Annotated in this window: 17 protein-coding genes and 1 tRNA gene; 13 read left to right on the top strand and 5 right to left on the bottom strand. The window is 55.9% G+C overall.

What is annotated here, in order from left to right; translation table 11 throughout:
* Positions 1-86: 86 nt before the first annotated feature.
* Entirely contained in the window at positions 87-608 is a 522-nt protein-coding gene (locus KQ659_RS08465; RefSeq protein WP_216689183.1) for a hypothetical protein, read from the top strand.
* Positions 609-701: 93 nt separating this feature from the next.
* Here KQ659_RS08465 and KQ659_RS08460 read toward each other — a convergent pair whose 3' ends face one another.
* Positions 702-1,136 (bottom strand): GNAT family N-acetyltransferase, encoded by a 435-nt coding sequence (locus KQ659_RS08460; RefSeq protein ID WP_216689184.1) that lies wholly within the window; start codon positions 1,134-1,136, stop codon positions 702-704.
* A 132-nt stretch (positions 1,137-1,268) separates the two neighbouring features.
* Positions 1,269-2,366, bottom strand: a complete 1,098-nt coding sequence (locus tag KQ659_RS08455) for a PhoH family protein (protein ID WP_216689185.1) — start codon at positions 2,364-2,366, stop codon at positions 1,269-1,271.
* Between the two features lie 122 nt (positions 2,367-2,488).
* On the opposite strand from KQ659_RS08455, the gene KQ659_RS08450 reads away from it, so the two are divergent.
* On the top strand, positions 2,489-3,259 hold the full coding sequence (locus KQ659_RS08450) for an SAM hydrolase/SAM-dependent halogenase family protein (protein ID WP_216689186.1): 771 nt from the start codon (positions 2,489-2,491) through the stop codon (positions 3,257-3,259).
* A gap of 84 nt (positions 3,260-3,343) precedes the next feature.
* Here the strand turns inward: KQ659_RS08450 and KQ659_RS08445 are convergent, their stop codons facing one another.
* Positions 3,344-4,519: an alpha/beta hydrolase gene (locus KQ659_RS08445; RefSeq protein WP_216689187.1), complete on the bottom strand. Its 1,176-nt coding sequence runs from the start codon at positions 4,517-4,519 to the stop codon at positions 3,344-3,346.
* Between the two features lie 548 nt (positions 4,520-5,067).
* Between KQ659_RS08445 and KQ659_RS08440 the strand changes: the two genes are divergently transcribed.
* From KQ659_RS08440 to KQ659_RS08425, 4 genes are all read left to right on the top strand, one after another.
* Positions 5,068-5,355 (top strand): putative quinol monooxygenase, encoded by a 288-nt coding sequence (locus KQ659_RS08440; protein WP_216689188.1) that lies wholly within the window; start codon positions 5,068-5,070, stop codon positions 5,353-5,355.
* Positions 5,356-5,387: 32 nt separating this feature from the next.
* Positions 5,388-5,927 carry an iron-sulfur cluster co-chaperone HscB C-terminal domain-containing protein gene (locus KQ659_RS08435; RefSeq protein WP_216689189.1) on the top strand — a complete coding sequence of 180 codons (540 nt, stop codon included), beginning with the start codon at positions 5,388-5,390 and terminating at the stop codon, positions 5,925-5,927.
* Between the two features lie 36 nt (positions 5,928-5,963).
* Positions 5,964-6,045 (top strand) — tRNA-Leu (locus KQ659_RS08430).
* A 139-nt stretch (positions 6,046-6,184) separates the two neighbouring features.
* Positions 6,185-7,501, top strand: a complete 1,317-nt coding sequence (locus KQ659_RS08425; protein WP_216689190.1) for a site-specific integrase — start codon at positions 6,185-6,187, stop codon at positions 7,499-7,501.
* A gap of 136 nt (positions 7,502-7,637) precedes the next feature.
* Here KQ659_RS08425 and KQ659_RS08420 read toward each other — a convergent pair whose 3' ends face one another.
* Entirely contained in the window at positions 7,638-7,829 is a 192-nt protein-coding gene (locus tag KQ659_RS08420) for a hypothetical protein (RefSeq protein ID WP_035563966.1), read from the bottom strand.
* 143 nt (positions 7,830-7,972) lie between these two features.
* Here KQ659_RS08420 and KQ659_RS08415 point away from each other — a divergent pair, with 143 nt between their 5' ends.
* The 4 genes from KQ659_RS08415 (at position 7,973) to KQ659_RS08400 (ending at position 10,551) form a co-directional block, all read left to right on the top strand.
* Positions 7,973-8,719: a hypothetical protein gene (locus KQ659_RS08415; RefSeq protein WP_216689191.1), complete on the top strand. Its 747-nt coding sequence runs from the start codon at positions 7,973-7,975 to the stop codon at positions 8,717-8,719.
* A gap of 76 nt (positions 8,720-8,795) precedes the next feature.
* On the top strand, positions 8,796-9,140 hold the full coding sequence (locus KQ659_RS08410) for a hypothetical protein (RefSeq protein WP_216689192.1): 345 nt from the start codon (positions 8,796-8,798) through the stop codon (positions 9,138-9,140).
* A 32-nt stretch (positions 9,141-9,172) separates the two neighbouring features.
* The gene (locus KQ659_RS08405; RefSeq protein WP_216689193.1) at positions 9,173-9,640 is read left to right on the top strand and encodes a hypothetical protein; all 468 of its coding nucleotides are present in this window, start codon (positions 9,173-9,175) and stop codon (positions 9,638-9,640) included.
* 212 nt (positions 9,641-9,852) lie between these two features.
* Entirely contained in the window at positions 9,853-10,551 is a 699-nt protein-coding gene (locus KQ659_RS08400; RefSeq protein ID WP_216689194.1) for a VWA domain-containing protein, read from the top strand.
* 95 nt (positions 10,552-10,646) lie between these two features.
* On the opposite strand, the gene KQ659_RS08395 is transcribed toward KQ659_RS08400, so the two are convergent.
* The gene (locus KQ659_RS08395; RefSeq protein WP_216689195.1) at positions 10,647-11,654 is read right to left on the bottom strand and encodes a helix-turn-helix transcriptional regulator; all 1,008 of its coding nucleotides are present in this window, start codon (positions 11,652-11,654) and stop codon (positions 10,647-10,649) included.
* 351 nt (positions 11,655-12,005) lie between these two features.
* Here KQ659_RS08395 and KQ659_RS08390 point away from each other — a divergent pair, with 351 nt between their 5' ends.
* The 3 genes from KQ659_RS08390 to KQ659_RS08380 all read left to right on the top strand — a co-directional run bounded on the left by KQ659_RS08390 (position 12,006) and on the right by KQ659_RS08380 (position 14,988).
* The gene (locus KQ659_RS08390; protein WP_216689196.1) at positions 12,006-12,419 is read left to right on the top strand and encodes an exodeoxyribonuclease X C-terminal domain-containing protein; all 414 of its coding nucleotides are present in this window, start codon (positions 12,006-12,008) and stop codon (positions 12,417-12,419) included.
* A 306-nt stretch (positions 12,420-12,725) separates the two neighbouring features.
* Positions 12,726-14,102, top strand: coding sequence for a reverse transcriptase domain-containing protein (locus KQ659_RS08385; RefSeq protein WP_216689197.1), 1,377 nt, complete (start codon positions 12,726-12,728; stop codon positions 14,100-14,102).
* Positions 14,092-14,988, top strand: a complete 897-nt coding sequence (locus tag KQ659_RS08380; RefSeq protein ID WP_216689198.1) for a hypothetical protein — start codon at positions 14,092-14,094, stop codon at positions 14,986-14,988. Before KQ659_RS08385 ends, KQ659_RS08380 begins: the two co-directional genes overlap by 11 nt.
* Positions 14,989-14,999: the final 11 nt, after the last annotated feature.

Below are 14,999 nucleotides of genomic sequence, written 5' to 3'. Positions count from 1 at the left end.
TATTAACCGTTTTCCCAATCGGCCCCTGGCTTAAACCAACAATTGGAAATAGATTTTCTCACCATTTCCCCCTTATAATCAATTATATGAAAAAAGTTTTTCTTCCCTTATTGGTTGCCATCGGCATTGCACTGGCTGGCTGCGGCACTACCCAAAACGACACTTCTGCGGTGGCCGCTACCCCCGAAACCGCTGTTATCGGCTCCGACTCAACCGCTGAACCGGCAATGGAACCGGCTACTGCTATCGAAGCCTCCGCCAGCGTTTCGCCAGCGCCAGAGGCGGCGGCCGAGGCACCAGCGTCAGCCGATGATGATTCGGCCTGCGACAAATTTCTGACCGACTACGAGGACTACGCCAATTCCTACGCGGTGCTGGCGGCCAAATACGCCAAGAACCCGATGGACATGACCATCATGCAGAAATACACCGACATGGCCACTAAAGCACAGCAGATGCAACAAGATAAGCCCGATGCCTGCGAGGCCGACGTTGCCTTTATGAAGCGCTACACCCGCATCACCGCCAAGGTAACGAAAGCTATGGCCGCCCAAACCGCCGGCTCGGCCAAAATGATGGAGCAAATGAGTAAGCAGATGGGCCAATAAGCACAGTTTGCCGAGACTCAACGCAACAAAGCCGCTCCAAGGGTTACTGGAGCGGCTTTGTTGCGTTTGAGCAATTTCAAATTTGAACCCCTTCTACCCCAGTACCATCCGGTAGTGCTGGATATTAGCTTCCTCAAACATCTCCCCTTCCTTCCGAAACCCGTGGCGCTCATAAAACGGCACGGCCCGCAGCTGCGCGTTCAGGTACACTTCGGCATCGGGTAGCTCGGCGCGTACGTCGGCCAGTACGGCATGTAGAATAGTGGCCCCTACTTCTTGGTTGCGGAAGCCTTCGAGCACGGCGAAGCGCTCCAGCTTCACGCCGTTTTCGGTTTCGCGCCAGCGGGCGGCGCCGGCGGGGGTGCCGTCGTCGGTGCGGGCGAGGTAGTGGCGGGCATCGGTGCGGTCGTGGAGGTCGTTTTCGAGGGTAGCGGGCACGCCCTGACCTTCCACAAATACTTTTTCGCGGATGGTGAAGGCGGCGTCCAGGTCGCGCAGGTCGGTGATGCGGAAGGCGGTGGCGGGCATGGTGGCAAGGCTATAAAATTATCATCCTGAGCGCCGTGAAGGACCTTGCCACGAGTGAACTTGTCGTTCGACTGTGATAAGGTCCTTCGCAAGCTCAGGATGACAGATGTTGAAAATATCAGACAGCAGCCACTACAGCGGCTGCTCGTGGTTTACGGGCAGTTCGGGCTCATCCGAAATAGGCTGGCCGTCTTCGGCCAGACCTTGCTCGCGCAAGCGGCGCTCGTGGCGCTCGTCGCGGCGCGGGGTGCCGTTGGCCTGGGCCGTGCGGGTCATTTCCTCGGTGTCGAATTTATCGTAGGCCTCCACGATTTCCTTCACCAGGCGGTGGCGCACCACGTCTTCGGAGGTCATCTCGACGTAGCCGATGCCTTGCACATTTTTGAGGATGTCCATGGCCTGCATCAGGCCCGATTTCTGGCGGGTGGGCAGGTCAATCTGGCTGCGGTCGCCGTTCACCATCACCTTGGCCGTGGGGCCCATGCGGGTCAGAAACATCTTAATCTGGCTCGGCGTGGTGTTCTGGGCTTCATCGAGAAGCACGAAAGCATTGTTAAGCGTGCGGCCACGCATGTAGGCCAGCGGAGCGATTTCGATGATTTTATTTTCCTGGTAAAACTTCAGCTTTTCGGCCGGAATCATGTCTTCCAGGGCATCGTAAATCGGCCGCAGGTAGGGGTCGACCTTCTCCTTCATGTCGCCGGGCAGGAAGCCCAGGCTTTCGCCGGCCTCCACTACGGGGCGCGAGATAATGATTTTTTTGACCTCCTTGTTTTTGAGCGCCCGCACGGCCAGCGCCACCGAAATGTAGGTTTTGCCGGTACCGGCCGGTCCCAGGGTGAAGGTGAGGTCGTGGGTCATTACGGTGTCCACCAGCTTCTGCTGGTTGGGCGTTTTGGCCTTGATGACGCCGCCCTTAGCCCCGAACAAAATGACGTCGGGCGAGGCAGCCAGCACCCGACCTTCGGCCTCCTCAGAGGTAGCTGAGAGGTACTGATTTACCGTTTTGTCGGTAATCTGACCGTATTGGTGGTAGTGCTCGATGAGCGAGGAGAAGATGTCATTGATGCGGGAGATGACTTCCGTCTGACCCTGAATTTTGATTTCGTTGCCGCGGCTAATGATTTTAGAGCCGGGAAACGCGGCCGCCAGCTGGCGGATATTCTGATTGTCGGGGCCGAGGAAATCGACCAAAGACATGTTTTCGAGGGTGATGATTTTTTCGACCAAGTTGGAAGAGAGGGGGAAAGAGAAAGGGGGTAGGAAAAACGGGCTGTTTTCGACCCGAACCGGCTACTTTTGCCCCGGTTCGGACGCTGGAACAATACTACGAATAACTACGGAACGCAAGCATGGGTTTGATTACGCTGCTCACAGATTTTGGCTACCGCGACCATTACGTGGCAGCCCTGAAAGCGCGGCTGCTGCACTTGGCCCCGGCAGTTCCGGTGGTCGACATCAGCCACGGCGTCGAATCCTTTAACATCGCACACGCCGTTCACGTTCTCCAAAGCGTATTTCGGGATTTCCCGCTGGGCACGGTCCACGTTATCGGCGTGGCCGACCACGGCGCGGGCCCCGAGCCCAACTGGCTGGCCGCCGAGCTGGACGGCCACTACTTCGTGACCGGCGACAACGGCATTCTGGCCCTGCTGGCCAACGGCATCCCCGAAAAAATGGTGGCCCTGCCGGCCGCCATCACTGCCTCGCCCACCCGCGACGTGCTGCTACCCGCCGCCGTAGCCCTGGCCCAGGGCGCTATGCTAAGCGACCTCGGCCCGGCCGTTACCGCGCTGCATCAACTCAATAACCGCCAGCTGCGGCTGCAGGACCACCGCGTCACGGGCCACGTAGCGCACGTTGACCACTACGGCAACCTCGTCACCAACATTTCGCGCACGGCGGTGGAAGCCGTGGGCCACGGCCGGCCGCTGGCCATCCACTTCGGGCGCGACGTGGTGCGCGACCTGCACCCGCACTTCTCGGCCGTGCCACCCGGCGAGGCGGTGGTGGTGTTCAACAGCCAGGATTTTTTGTGTCTGGGTATTTGCCAAGGCAACGCTTCGGAGCTGCTGGGGTTAAATTTCGACTCGCAGGTGGACGTGCGGTTTCAGACAGAGTAGGTAACAGGCAAAAAAAGGCCGTCATGCTGCGCGCAGCATGACGGCTTGAACCACAGAATTCGGTTCACTCAGAAAGCAATGCTCCTACTTCAGGGCACCTTTCAGGTCGCTGGCGGCCAGGGCTTCGGCTTCTTTGGCCTCGGGCACCACGGCGCCCATGCCGAAGAATTCGTGCGTGGTGCCATCGTAGAGCTTATAATTGGTTTTCACGCCGGCGGCGGTAAGCCTATCGGCCAGGGTTTTGCCCTCGCTCATCAACGGGTCGTACTCAGCACTGATGACGGTGGTTGGCTCCAGTCCTTTCAGGTTGGCGGCCACCAGGTTCACGCGCGGGTCTTTGCCATCGGCGGGGCTGCGGAGGTAGTTTTTGAAGAACCAGGCCATCGCCGGAGCGTTTAGAGGCGCGGTGTCGGTGAATTTCTGGTACGAAGGCGTGGTCATGTCGTAGCCCGCAATGGGGTACACCAGCACCTGGTACTTGGGGAGGGCCACCTTGCGGTCGCGGGCCATCATGCTCACGGCACAAGCCAGGCCGCCACCAGCGCTTTCGCCCATCACGGCCACTCGGGCGGGGTCGCCCTTCATCAAAGCGGCATTTTTCAGCACGTACTGGTAGGCGGCGAAGGCATCGTCGTGGGCGGTGGGGAACTTGTACTCCGGGCCCTTGCGATACTCCACCGACACCAGTACGGCACCCACCTGCTCGCACATGGCCTGGGCCGATGCGGCGTAGGTATCATTGTTGGCAATTACCCAGCCGCCGCCGTGGTAGTACACGATAACGGGGTACGGGGCCGTACCGCTCTTGGGCGTGTACACACGGGCTTTCACGCCGGGAGCCACCGTTGCGCTCATCGTGTCGCAGTTCATTGGGGGCATGGCGATGTTGCTCACCTGCATCTGCTTTTTAAGGGCATCGGCAAAATTAGGCCCCTTACGTGCCTGGGCGGCGGTAAGCGAGGGCAATGGCTTCGGGTTGAAGCTCATCAACTGCTCAATCACGGCTGCCATCTCGGGCTTGAGGTTGGGACCCCAAGCCGGATTGGGGCCGGTTGGCTTCACGGCACTCATGCCATCGGCAATGGCCGTTACCGCCGAGCTATCGGAGACAGCATTGGTTTCGCCGGAAACCACCGTGGCCGTTTTGTCGGTTTCGGTGGCGATGGGCTGGCTGTTGCAGCTGCTAAATAGCAGGCCGCCAGCTAAAGCAGGAGCGGTGAGCCACGCAAATGCTGATGAACGGGAGAAGAAATTTTTCATGGAAAAGAATAGGTAAAGTATGACGGTATAAAGAGCAGGTGTTTGCGGCAGGTTCTACGCTGAGCAGTACACATAGTTGGTATAAGCCCGAGTTTTGACGCCTGATGCAGCATTCTGGTATCAGAAATAATACAAATACACCAATATTATTATTTTAATAATCAAGTAATTAATCAGTGGGGTTGTTTAGAAAGTCACAAAAGGTACTCAAACGGTCATGCAGCGCGCAGCGCAGCATGACCGTTCGGGGACTTTCTAAACAGCTTCAGTATCAACACCCGAATATCGACAAATATGAGGCTCTACCCACTTCATAAGAGAATGTCACTCTTTGCCGGCGTAGGTGGTCAAATAGTGGCACCACGTTTCGGGAGCGTCTGCACATGGTGCGCCATTGGTTTTACAGGCTGATGAAAAATACATCATGCTTCATTGCCCGCCGTTGGACAGACCTGAGAACTGCTTTAGAAGCTATTCGCCTCGGGCGCTGGTTTGGCTTTGCGGAGCCGGGGTCTTTTACTTTTGTTGCTTACCCTCTCACTTTCCGAATGCTGATTCGTATTGTTCGCATGAGTTTTGAACCGGCACAGGTACCGGCCTTTCTTGCCCTTTTCCGGGCCACCGAGCACCGCATCCGGCAACAGCCCGGCTGCCGCTACCTGGAGCTGTGGCAGGATGCCGACCACCCGGCCACCTACTGCACCCACAGCCACTGGGACGATGCGGCCGCACTCAATGCCTACCGTAAGTCGGGCCTGTTCGGCGAGGTGTGGCCGGCCACCAAGCGGCTATTTGCCGCGCCGCCCGTGGCCTTTTCGGTGAATCCGGTGTTGTAGCCGTATTCCCCCCTGACTAATTCTCGTTTTCTATGTCCCCCGATTACTTCGCCTTCTACGGCCTGCCCCACTCCTTCCGGCCCGATGAGACCGCCCTCAAACGCCTCTACTACGCCAAAAGCCGCGAAACGCACCCCGATTTCCACGCCACCACTTCGCCCGAAAACCAGGCCGAGATGCTGCGCCAAGCCACCCTCAACACCAACGCCTACCGCACCCTTTCCGACCCCGACCAGCGCATGGCATACCTGCTGCGCGAAAATGGCCTGCTCGAAGAAGGCAAGCAAGAGCAGCTCCCGCCCGATTTCCTAATGGACATGATGGACCTCAACGAGGAGCTTATGGAGCTGGGAATGGACGCCGACCCGGCCGGCATCACCAAAGTGGCCGCCGAAGTCACCGCCCTGGCCGGTACCCTCGACGCGGGCATCGAGCCCGTTCTCGCTGGCTATGAGCAGCTCCCCACCGACCACCACCAGGCCGCGCTCCAGCAAATCCGCACCTACTACCTAAAAAAGCGGTATCTGTTGCGCATCCAGCAGCAAGTTGCTACCTTTGCAACCCGCTCCTGATACCGGCAGAGCGGAATTGTTCTAAAAGCTTATCCTGCCCGGATGGCGGAACCGGTAGACGCGTTGGTCTCAAACACCAATATCGCAAGATGTGCCGGTTCGACTCCGGCTCCGGGTACTAGGAATTACCAACGGAAGGCCCTAAATACTGCTCTAGCGTACGCTAAAGCAGTTTTTAGGGCCTTTTTGCGTCCGGAGCTTTTTGCATTTACACTCATTTACGGCCGCATTTGTGCTACCAAATCTGCTACCAAAAAATGACTGTTAAATTCGTCCTCCGAGAAGACAAAACCGACAAAAACGGGCTGGTGCCGGTGTTCCTCAACGCCAACTTTGAAGGGCTGCGGCTGCAGTGCTTCACGCGGGAAAAGTGCCTGCCCAAGGAATGGAACCCCGACAAACAGCGGTTCCGGAAAGCGAAAACCGGCGCTGATGAAGCCAACAATGTGCTGGAAGCCATTGCCGAGCGCGTGCAAAAGCGCTACCGGGACTTGCGCACGGCAGGCATCCCTCCTTCCTTGGCCCTGATACGCGACGTGGTTAATCCGGCCGCGGCCAAGCCTGAGCTGGGCATGGTCGAGGCCATGACGGCGTTTATTGAGGTGCTGCGCGGGCGGGGCTATGCCTTCCATACGGTGCGGCACTACAACACGGCCCGCAATCACCTGGCCACCTTCCTGACCGCGAAGCGGCGCAAGAAAATAAGCCTGGCCGAGTACGACGGGGCCATGCACGACGACTTTGTCAAGTACCTGCGCACCACCTGCGGACTGGGGGCCAACGGCATTTATTCCATCGTGAAAGACCTGAAAACGTTTCTGCGCCATTCGCAGGACGAGCGACAGCAGGCGCTGGGGGTGGAATTGAAGCGCGTCGAGGTGCGCTACACCGACCAGGCCAAAACCTACCTCACGGGAGCCGATATCGCGGCGCTGGTGGCGGTGAAGCTGCCCGCGACGCTCGCGCCGGCGCGGGACGTGTTTTTGTTTTGCTGCTACACGGGGCTGCGGTATTCCGACGTGGCGGCGCTGCACGGCGGCAATTTGCACGGCCTGGGGGCGAACGGGACCGGTGACCGGGTGCTCCGGCTGGTGCAAACCAAGACGCGGGCCACGGTGAGCATCTACCTGAGCCGGTTGGCGGCGGAAATTCTAGACCGCTACGCCGCGCCGGAGCGGTCGGGGGATGGCGCCAAGCTATTGCCCGTGCTGGCCAACCAGCCGATGAACAGGTACCTAAAGAAAATCACGCAGCTGGCGGGTCTGACGCGCTTGGTGGAAGTGGTGGGCATGGCCGGCGGCCGGGTGGTGAAAGAAGCGGTGCCGCTGCACGAAATGGTGACGATGCACACTGCCCGCCACACGTTTGCGGTGCAGAGCCTACTGCGTGGGATGCCGGTGGCGGTGCTGCAGCGGGTGATGGGTCACACCAAGATTCAAAACACCATGCGGTATGCTCAGGTGGTGGAAGAGCTGCAGCATCAAGCCATGCGGGCAGCCTGGGATGAGCCAACTACTACAGCGATTGATGCGCTGCCAGATGGGGCGGTCTGCTCAGTGATGACAGCAGCCTAACTTGATTCGCTACAGCAAAAAAGCCCGGTCGGAAAGTATTCCGCGCCGGGCTTTTTACTTCACCGCCTGATTACGGAGTATAGGGGCGGAATAGGCTCCGAGTACGGGCGGAGGTGGGGCGGAGGTGGGGCGGCGCTTAGTGGTTGAGCGCCGCGGATACCTCGGCTTCATCGAGGCCGGTGAGGCGGCAGAAGTCTTGGACGGAGACGAGGGCACCGGCGGGCTTGCCGGCGGCCTGGCGGGCACGGCGCACGAGCCGCTTGGCAGCGTCGTAGCTGCGGCCGGTGAGGAGGGCCACGTCTTTGGGGTATAAGCAGATGCGCGGCATGGGGGTATGAGGGAGCAAACCGGGCTTAGCTGGGCACCCGACTTGGTTGTACAAAAATAGTAGATGAATTTTGGTTCAACATCCAGCACCACGAACGTCTTGGGCGCTGGGATGCACTTTCATCATCAAACTATTTTTTACCAATGGCACAACAAACTGGAATTCTTGGGATTCGGGGGACGGTGGGCGGGCTGGTCTTCCGGAAGGACGGCAGCATCTCGCAGAAGCCGGCCAGCAACCGGGCGGCCTTTCAATCGGCACCAGGCCTGGCGCGGACCCGCGAAAACGCGGCTGAATTTGGCCTCTCGGCGAAGTACAGCAAGCTGCTGCGTGACTCGCTGCGCGTAGCCATTGCCTCGGCCAGCGACAGCCGGCTGGCCTCGCGACTCACCAAAGCAATGCGGGAAGTCATCGGCCTCGATGATACGAATGACCGGGGCCAGCGCATGTTCGACTCGTCCAACTCGGCCCCGCTCTTGGGCTTCAACTTCAACGCGGGAGCTGGCATCGGGCAGACGATGTACTTTCCGTACGAAGTGGCCGGCAACGGCGCGGATGTGACGATGAGCATTTCGGCACTGAATCCGGCCTCGGACATTGCCGCGCCGCAGGGCACGACCCACTTTGAAGTGGTGTTCGCGGCTTCGTCGCTGGACATGGAGACGCTAACCTACACTAATGCCGTGGTGGCCGCGCCGCTGGGCATTCTGGCCGTGAACAGCGTGGCCCTGGCCAATCAGGCGGTGGTGGCCAGCTTCCCGGTGGCACCGCCCGCGGCCAACCTGGTGGTGGGCGTAGTGGGCATCAACTTCTACCAGCAGGTGAACGGCAAGTTCTACCCGCTCAACAACAACAGCACCAACCCGCTGGCGATTGAGTACGTGGCCTAGGCCGTAGCAAGTGGCACGAAACGGCCAGCCAGTAAAAGGGCTGGCCGTTTTTTCTTCCCTCATCCCTCTCCTTCCCATGGCACTCACTGGCTACCAACTGCAGTACAAGCGGCGCATGAAAAAGGCCCTGGCCCTGCGGGCGAAGGCCGACCGGCAGGCCCGTTTCCTGGTGGCCCGGCTGGCCACGGTATTGGCCCTGGGCGAAACGGCCGCCGACCATATCGGGCGGATTAATACGCTGTACGGCACCAACCTGAGTCTGCGCACGGACCTGGTGGACGGCTACCGGCTGGCCGGCACGGCGGCGGCGCTGAATCAGATAGCGGCAGCCAGCCTGGGCGGGGCTCCGGCGGCGGTGTTCGTCAACTTGTCGGCCAATGCGGGCGGGGTAATGCTGCCGCCCGATGTTGACTTGGATTAAGTCTTTCTTTTCACTTTCTAATTTTCTCAATTATGGCACTCACGGCCTATCAACAGCAATTTAAGCGGCGCATGAAGCGCGCCATAAGCCTGCGGGCGAAAGCCGACCAGAAGGCCCGGCGCTACACCCAACTCCTGGCGGATGCCATCGGCGCGGCCGAGGATGCGGCCATGCAGATGAATGAGCTCAACCAGCTCTACAACGTCGATGTGAGTACCTACACGCTGCTCACACAGGCGCTGCACGCCAATAGCGGGCAGGAAGTGCTGGAAGACCATCTGGCGCAGAGCACACCCGGTGAAGAGGTTGTTATCTTCAACCAGGTGCCGGACGCCAATGGCGGTCAGCCGCTGCCGGCTAATCCGCTGTTTGGGGAAGTGGTAACGGGCACGCCGATTATTGCGCCCTTGCAGACGGCCAAAGTGTCGACTAAGCAGAAGGCCTTTGTGCAGGATGCTGCGCCAGCAACGGAGGCAACTATTCAGGAACCAGCAGGTTAGGCTAGCTGGGCAATACCAAAATCCACAGGTGTGAAAGCCGGTCCCTACAGGGGCCGGCTTTTTCATTTAGCGCGTTATAACATTGTAATTCAGCACTAAGGAATGCGACCCCAATAGGCGTTTTCTTAGGTCAAGCGGCCAGGAATGCGTAAATTACAGCACGTAGCGGCGCTGTAAAAAGTCTGTATTTCTTCACCTCCAACCCCTATTGCATGGAACAGTTGACACCTTTACGCACCGTGTATAATTTGCTTATCCTCGACGAGAGCGGCTCGATGGAAGTCGTACGTGAGGCCACTATCCGTGGATTCAATGAGTTGGTGCAGTCTGTGCAAGGCTTGGCCCGGGAGTTCACCGATAAGAAGCAAGTGGTGAGCTTGACGACGTTTAACGGTGCCGGCATTCGGGAGACGCTGTTTTTGCAGGATGCCAGCGCGCTCAAGCCGCTGACGCTGGCCGACTACCGGCCCGACTCGATGACCCCGCTGCATGATGCCATCGGGCAAAGCGTGAGCAAGCTGCGCAATGTACTGGTCACAACTGGAGCAACGGATTACCAAGTGCTGGTAACGGTGCTCACGGACGGGGAAGAAAACGCGTCGAAGGAGTTTACACGGCCGATTACCCGCCAGCTGATTGAGCAGTTGAAAGAGCAAGGCTGGACGTTTACCTACATCGGCACCAACCACGACGTGGACCGGGCGGCCGATGGGCTGGCCATTGACAACAAGCTGGCCTTTACACAGAATGCAGAGGAAATGGACGTCATGTTTACCAAGGAACGGATTTCGCGCCGGCGCTATAATATGAAGCCGTTGGAAGACTTCGCCCCGGGAAGGTCCAAGGCAGATTATTTCGACGACGATGAGCCGGCACAGCCCACCCCTCCAGCCGATGCGGCCCGGACCTAGCAAGGGCCTAATGGTCGTTGCTATATTCAGCTAATAAAATACCCGGTTCCTAAAGGAACCGGGTATTTCTGCTTAAATAGGGTCCTGCCATACTCTCAAGTAGGACTTATGTAATTCGTGCAGGCCTTTTGCAGAAGCTCCTGAATGTGGCAGCGTAAGCTATCTGGGGCAATTACTTCTACATCTGCACCAAAGTTCAGAATCAGGCTGATTAACTCACGGGTTGGAATGAGCTGAAGTGAGAATTCTATTCCCTCTGCTGATTCGGCCAGCATCATCTGAGTTGGGTGCAATGGTTTGGTTACGATGTACGGCGCTCTGGCATGGGAGAAGCGCAGCCGGATTTCTACCACTTTCCCATTAGGTGGCACAGACGCTCCAATCACATGCTGAAAATACGTGTTCGGGTCTATTTCCCCGGGCCGATACTGGGTGCCTGCGGGTTCGACGTCCACAATGCGGTCAAGGGCATAGGTACTCGTTGTGTGGACATTTTGCCCATTGAGCCCGAGCAAGAACCATCGGTGGTTAAACTCTTTCAATAAGTGAGGATGTACCAATTCACGGCGGGCGCTGGGAGCCAGGAAAGGCTGGTATGTAACCCACAGGGCTTCTTGCTGACGGATGGCCTGGTATAACGGGCGGAGCCATGCCAAGCCAGTATAAGTGGGGACTTGCTCAAAGTGCACCACCTCCTGTGAAGGAGTAGCGCCGGACTCGGTGAGGCGCTGCTCGATGCGCTGAACGACTTCATCGAGCTCATCGGACAACCCGAAGGCCTGAAGCTGCCTTAGGACAGACAGGCTCTGATGGAGCACAGGCAAGTCATCGAGGGTAAGCGGCGTGTTTGAGATGGAGAAGCTGTTGTCGCTGTAGTAATAGCCCTGGCTTGGCTCCGTATCAATTGGGGCGTTGTAGTTTAAACGCAGGTTCTTGATGTCTTCCTGGATAGTGCGTTTGCTCACGCTGGCGGGGCCGCCGTCTTCGCGCAATGCTGCACCTACTTTCTCCATGAGGTCTTCGAGCGACCAATAGCGGCCACGGCGTTTGAGGCAATCGTCGAGGATTTTATAGCGAAGCAGCGCGTTTTTATTGGCGGGCATCAGAAATTTTGAAAAGAATTTTTGCGACGCAGATAGGCTGCATTTGAGGGGAGCACCTTTGTTGCAACAATACGCACAAAAGCATTTCCCTATGAGCCAACCCACTGCTTCGCCTCGCCAGACCACCCCCGCCGAATTGCTACATACTGTTGTATGCGGTCGGTGCAGCGGCCGGGGCAGCATACCGATGTACGGGCACGTGGAAGGCGGCATCTGCTTCGCTTGCCGCGGCGCAAAGCGGCTAGTGGTACAGCGCTAAAAAATATTTGCGAGAATAATTTCCTGACGCAGATAGGCTGCATTCCGGGCCAACACCTTTGTATCGTCATCCACCTCAAAGCAAAAACAGCCATGAAATTCTACACGCTGGATACCGTTTTTTCCTTTGGCCGTCATCAAGGCCAGACTGTGGCAGAGGTGCTAGTTGAGAATCCTGGCTACCTGAATTTCTGCCTTCAGGTGCTCGACCATTTTGGCCTGTACCGGGCTGATGTTGAAGCCTGGCAGGTTGAGTATCCGAAGCTGAAAGCGCAGATGACGGAGGCAGCATGGAACAAGCTTGATGAAAAAGAGAGAGAACTGATGGCACAGCAAGCGCGACTGCAAGCTGCTTCTTACAACGATGACCACTACGATTCCAGCGACTACTATAGCCGCGATGATGCTGAACGAGACACCTTTGATGCTCTCACCGATGGGCAGTACGGGGACTATGACGACTTCAACGGCGACATGGATTCGCTGCGTGATGCGATGGGTTACTAGCTTTCTGCCCTTAAAGTGTCGTATTTGCGGCGCTGACTAAAATTTCCGGTTACCGAACTGCGGTAGCCTTCTGTTCTTTGAAAGTACCTGCGTCTGGGCCTTTGACCCCGTGCGGCGTTGCGCCGCGCCCGTTTTTAAACGGTAGCAATGACATTTGATTTAATTAATTGATTTGACTTAATTAATTGATTTGATTTAATTCCTTGCATAGTCAGCTCTGAATAATTTGAGCTTTGAAGTCTGTTTAGTTTCAGACCTGAATTTTCCCGGCAGGTACTTTCTAAGGTTTTTTTATAAAACTACCCAATGTCTGAACAAGACCCTCCCGAACAACCAACCGATGAACCCGGCCCTGGCCAGGAAGAATTCGAAGGTGCGTTTGAGGAATCTCAACGTGAACATTCAGAAGAAGAGGCGGAACTATTGGCTGAAATCAAAGCCGAACTGCAAGCTGAATTATACGCGGATTTAGAAGCTGATTTACGCAGTGAGATGCAGAATGAGCTCGCCAGCGAAAGCTTATTTGGTACGTACAGCGCTAATAAGTCACTTTCTGATGATGTAATTGAAGAAATAAAAAGGTGGGGAGCATTTATGGCTGTATTGACGGCGGCTACCACACTCAACGACTTGGCTGAGCCATTTCGAAGAGCAACAAACGCGAAATACCTCGCAGCGGTACTTAATGCCGTGCTGCGGCTCAACCTACTTGAGAATCCAAGTCGCAAAGCAAAACCAGTCAGCTTTAAGCTGCTGAACTATTACGCTTTCCACAAAGGGGAAAGGCGTTACCGCACCTTTCTGATATCAAAGCGCACGCCTGGCGAGCAACGTGAGATTAAGGCTCCAGACTATGGCCTAATGCGACTGCAAAGGTTACTTCTTGGATGCCTCACGGCTGCGTTTAGCACTTGTGACGACGCTGCGCATGGATTCGTAAGCGGCCGGAGCGTTCTGACTAATGCCTTGCCACATGCTGGTCGACGCTACGTACTGAACCTAGATTTGGAAAATTTTTTTCCAAATACACCAGTGCAGCGTGTTGTAAAGGTTTTACAGCTGCAGCCATTTGGCCTCGTTAAACCTGTAGCACATTTGATTGCTAGCCTTTGCTGCGACCAGGGCAGCCTTCCACAAGGGGCACCTACCTCGCCCTTGCTTACGAACGCTGTCTGCCAACGTCTCGACCGCCGCTTGCGCCAGCTAGCATTTCGTCACCGGTGTACCTATACGCGCTATGCAGATGACCTTACCTTCTCTAGCAATAGACCTGCATTCCAGGAACTGTTCCACAAGGAGCTAAACGCCATTCTAACCTTGGAAGGGTATAAGCAAAACCCGAATAAACAGCGGCTACAAACTCCGAACCAACGCCAAGAAGTTACTGGAGTAGTTGTTAACCAGCGTCCTAACGTTACTCGCGAGTATGCTCGGCAAATACGGGCTATGTTGCATAACTGGGAAACCAAAGGCTATGCAGTAGCTAGTACTACATTGCGACAGTTTTACCCACAAACCAAGGCACACGCACGCCACGAAGGGAAGGTTCCCAAGTTGGAAAAAGTTCTAGCTGGAAAAATTGCCTACTTAGGCATGTTACGCGGTAAAGCGGATGTAATGTTTCTTGATTTCAAGTCTAAACTTTCCACCTTATCAGCAGCTGCCTTACCCCATGACAACTAACCATCAGGAGCGAGTCGCTAAACTGTTTGAGGATGAGAGTTCTCTTATCACTGAATTATATGCTGCCGTCACTGAAGATGAGGCCAAGAAGCTATTTGCTGACCGAGTCTCGTCCATTGTAGGTAGACAGGATGGTCGGCTGCAGACGCTCACGAATGAAATAGCATTGCGGGCCAGTTTGCCTGAACTAGTGCGTATGGTTGGCGACCTATTACTTAGCCAGCAGGTAGCTGATAGCAAACTAAAGGAACGTGCGAGACTACTTTATGCACAGAAACCTATTGCCAGTTTGCCTTTGACTGCAGACGACCAAACTGAGTTAGCAGAAAACTACGTCCGCATGGAATTAGCTCAGCGACAAGGAGAGATTTTTTGGTTTGGGTCTTATGTACACAGACAACTTGAGGCGCTAACCAACATTTTTCTGAGCAAGCTGACAGTTCAACAGATAAACGACGACATGAAAGTCTCAGTAAACGCTGAAAAAACTGGAAGCCCGCCAGTCTTATTAGTTGAACGGTTATTCAATTCAACAGGATTTTCCATAGCTCATGACAACAATGTCAACAATGTTAAATCAGGAAAGAGCATTGTTCACAAAGACTTTGATTTCCGCGCAACTGTAAAATATTTCTACTGGTATTACAAGCAAAAGAACGAGGGAAAGCCTGGCAGCTTTTTCATTATTGATAATCCCTATCACCTTCTTATAACTGCCAGAAATGTTGATTCCCATGGAGGGAATTCAGGAAAAAGCAGAAATAACGAAGAGAGAAAGCGAATAGAAACTTTGCGTGGTAATACTGCCTTTTACTTCTGCTTGTTTAGTGCCATCCTGAATGAGTGTCACAAAATTGTTTTTGAAATAAAATATCTGACCTTATAAAGGGTTAGACA

The sequence above is a fragment of the Hymenobacter siberiensis genome (genome assembly GCF_018967865.2).
GTDB classification, from domain to species: Bacteria; Bacteroidota; Bacteroidia; order Cytophagales; family Hymenobacteraceae; genus Hymenobacter; species Hymenobacter siberiensis.
Note: the sequence above shows the minus strand (reverse complement) of the source record. Positions and strands in the feature narration are given on the sequence as shown.

Bases quoted from the DNA above. Each gene is read 5' to 3' on its own strand.
- KQ659_RS08415 (WP_216689191.1), top strand. From the start codon at position 7,973: ATGGCACAACAAACTGGAATTCTTGGGATTCGGGGGACGGTGGGCGGG.
- KQ659_RS08390 (WP_216689196.1), top strand. From the start codon at position 12,006: ATGAAATTCTACACGCTGGATACCGTTTTTTCCTTTGGCCGTCATCAA.
- KQ659_RS08395 (WP_216689195.1), bottom strand. From the start codon at position 11,654: ATGCCCGCCAATAAAAACGCGCTGCTTCGCTATAAAATCCTCGACGAT.
- KQ659_RS08440 (WP_216689188.1), top strand. From the start codon at position 5,068: ATGCTGATTCGTATTGTTCGCATGAGTTTTGAACCGGCACAGGTACCG.
- KQ659_RS08405 (WP_216689193.1), top strand. From the start codon at position 9,173: ATGGCACTCACGGCCTATCAACAGCAATTTAAGCGGCGCATGAAGCGC.
- KQ659_RS08380 (WP_216689198.1), top strand. From the start codon at position 14,092: ATGACAACTAACCATCAGGAGCGAGTCGCTAAACTGTTTGAGGATGAG.
- KQ659_RS08460 (WP_216689184.1), bottom strand. From the start codon at position 1,136: ATGCCCGCCACCGCCTTCCGCATCACCGACCTGCGCGACCTGGACGCC.
- KQ659_RS08410 (WP_216689192.1), top strand. From the start codon at position 8,796: ATGGCACTCACTGGCTACCAACTGCAGTACAAGCGGCGCATGAAAAAG.
- KQ659_RS08385 (WP_216689197.1), top strand. From the start codon at position 12,726: ATGTCTGAACAAGACCCTCCCGAACAACCAACCGATGAACCCGGCCCT.
- KQ659_RS08435 (WP_216689189.1), top strand. From the start codon at position 5,388: ATGTCCCCCGATTACTTCGCCTTCTACGGCCTGCCCCACTCCTTCCGG.
- KQ659_RS08425 (WP_216689190.1), top strand. From the start codon at position 6,185: ATGACTGTTAAATTCGTCCTCCGAGAAGACAAAACCGACAAAAACGGG.
- KQ659_RS08465 (WP_216689183.1), top strand. From the start codon at position 87: ATGAAAAAAGTTTTTCTTCCCTTATTGGTTGCCATCGGCATTGCACTG.
- KQ659_RS08450 (WP_216689186.1), top strand. From the start codon at position 2,489: ATGGGTTTGATTACGCTGCTCACAGATTTTGGCTACCGCGACCATTAC.
- KQ659_RS08445 (WP_216689187.1), bottom strand. From the start codon at position 4,519: ATGAAAAATTTCTTCTCCCGTTCATCAGCATTTGCGTGGCTCACCGCT.
- KQ659_RS08400 (WP_216689194.1), top strand. From the start codon at position 9,853: ATGGAACAGTTGACACCTTTACGCACCGTGTATAATTTGCTTATCCTC.
- KQ659_RS08420 (WP_035563966.1), bottom strand. From the start codon at position 7,829: ATGCCGCGCATCTGCTTATACCCCAAAGACGTGGCCCTCCTCACCGGC.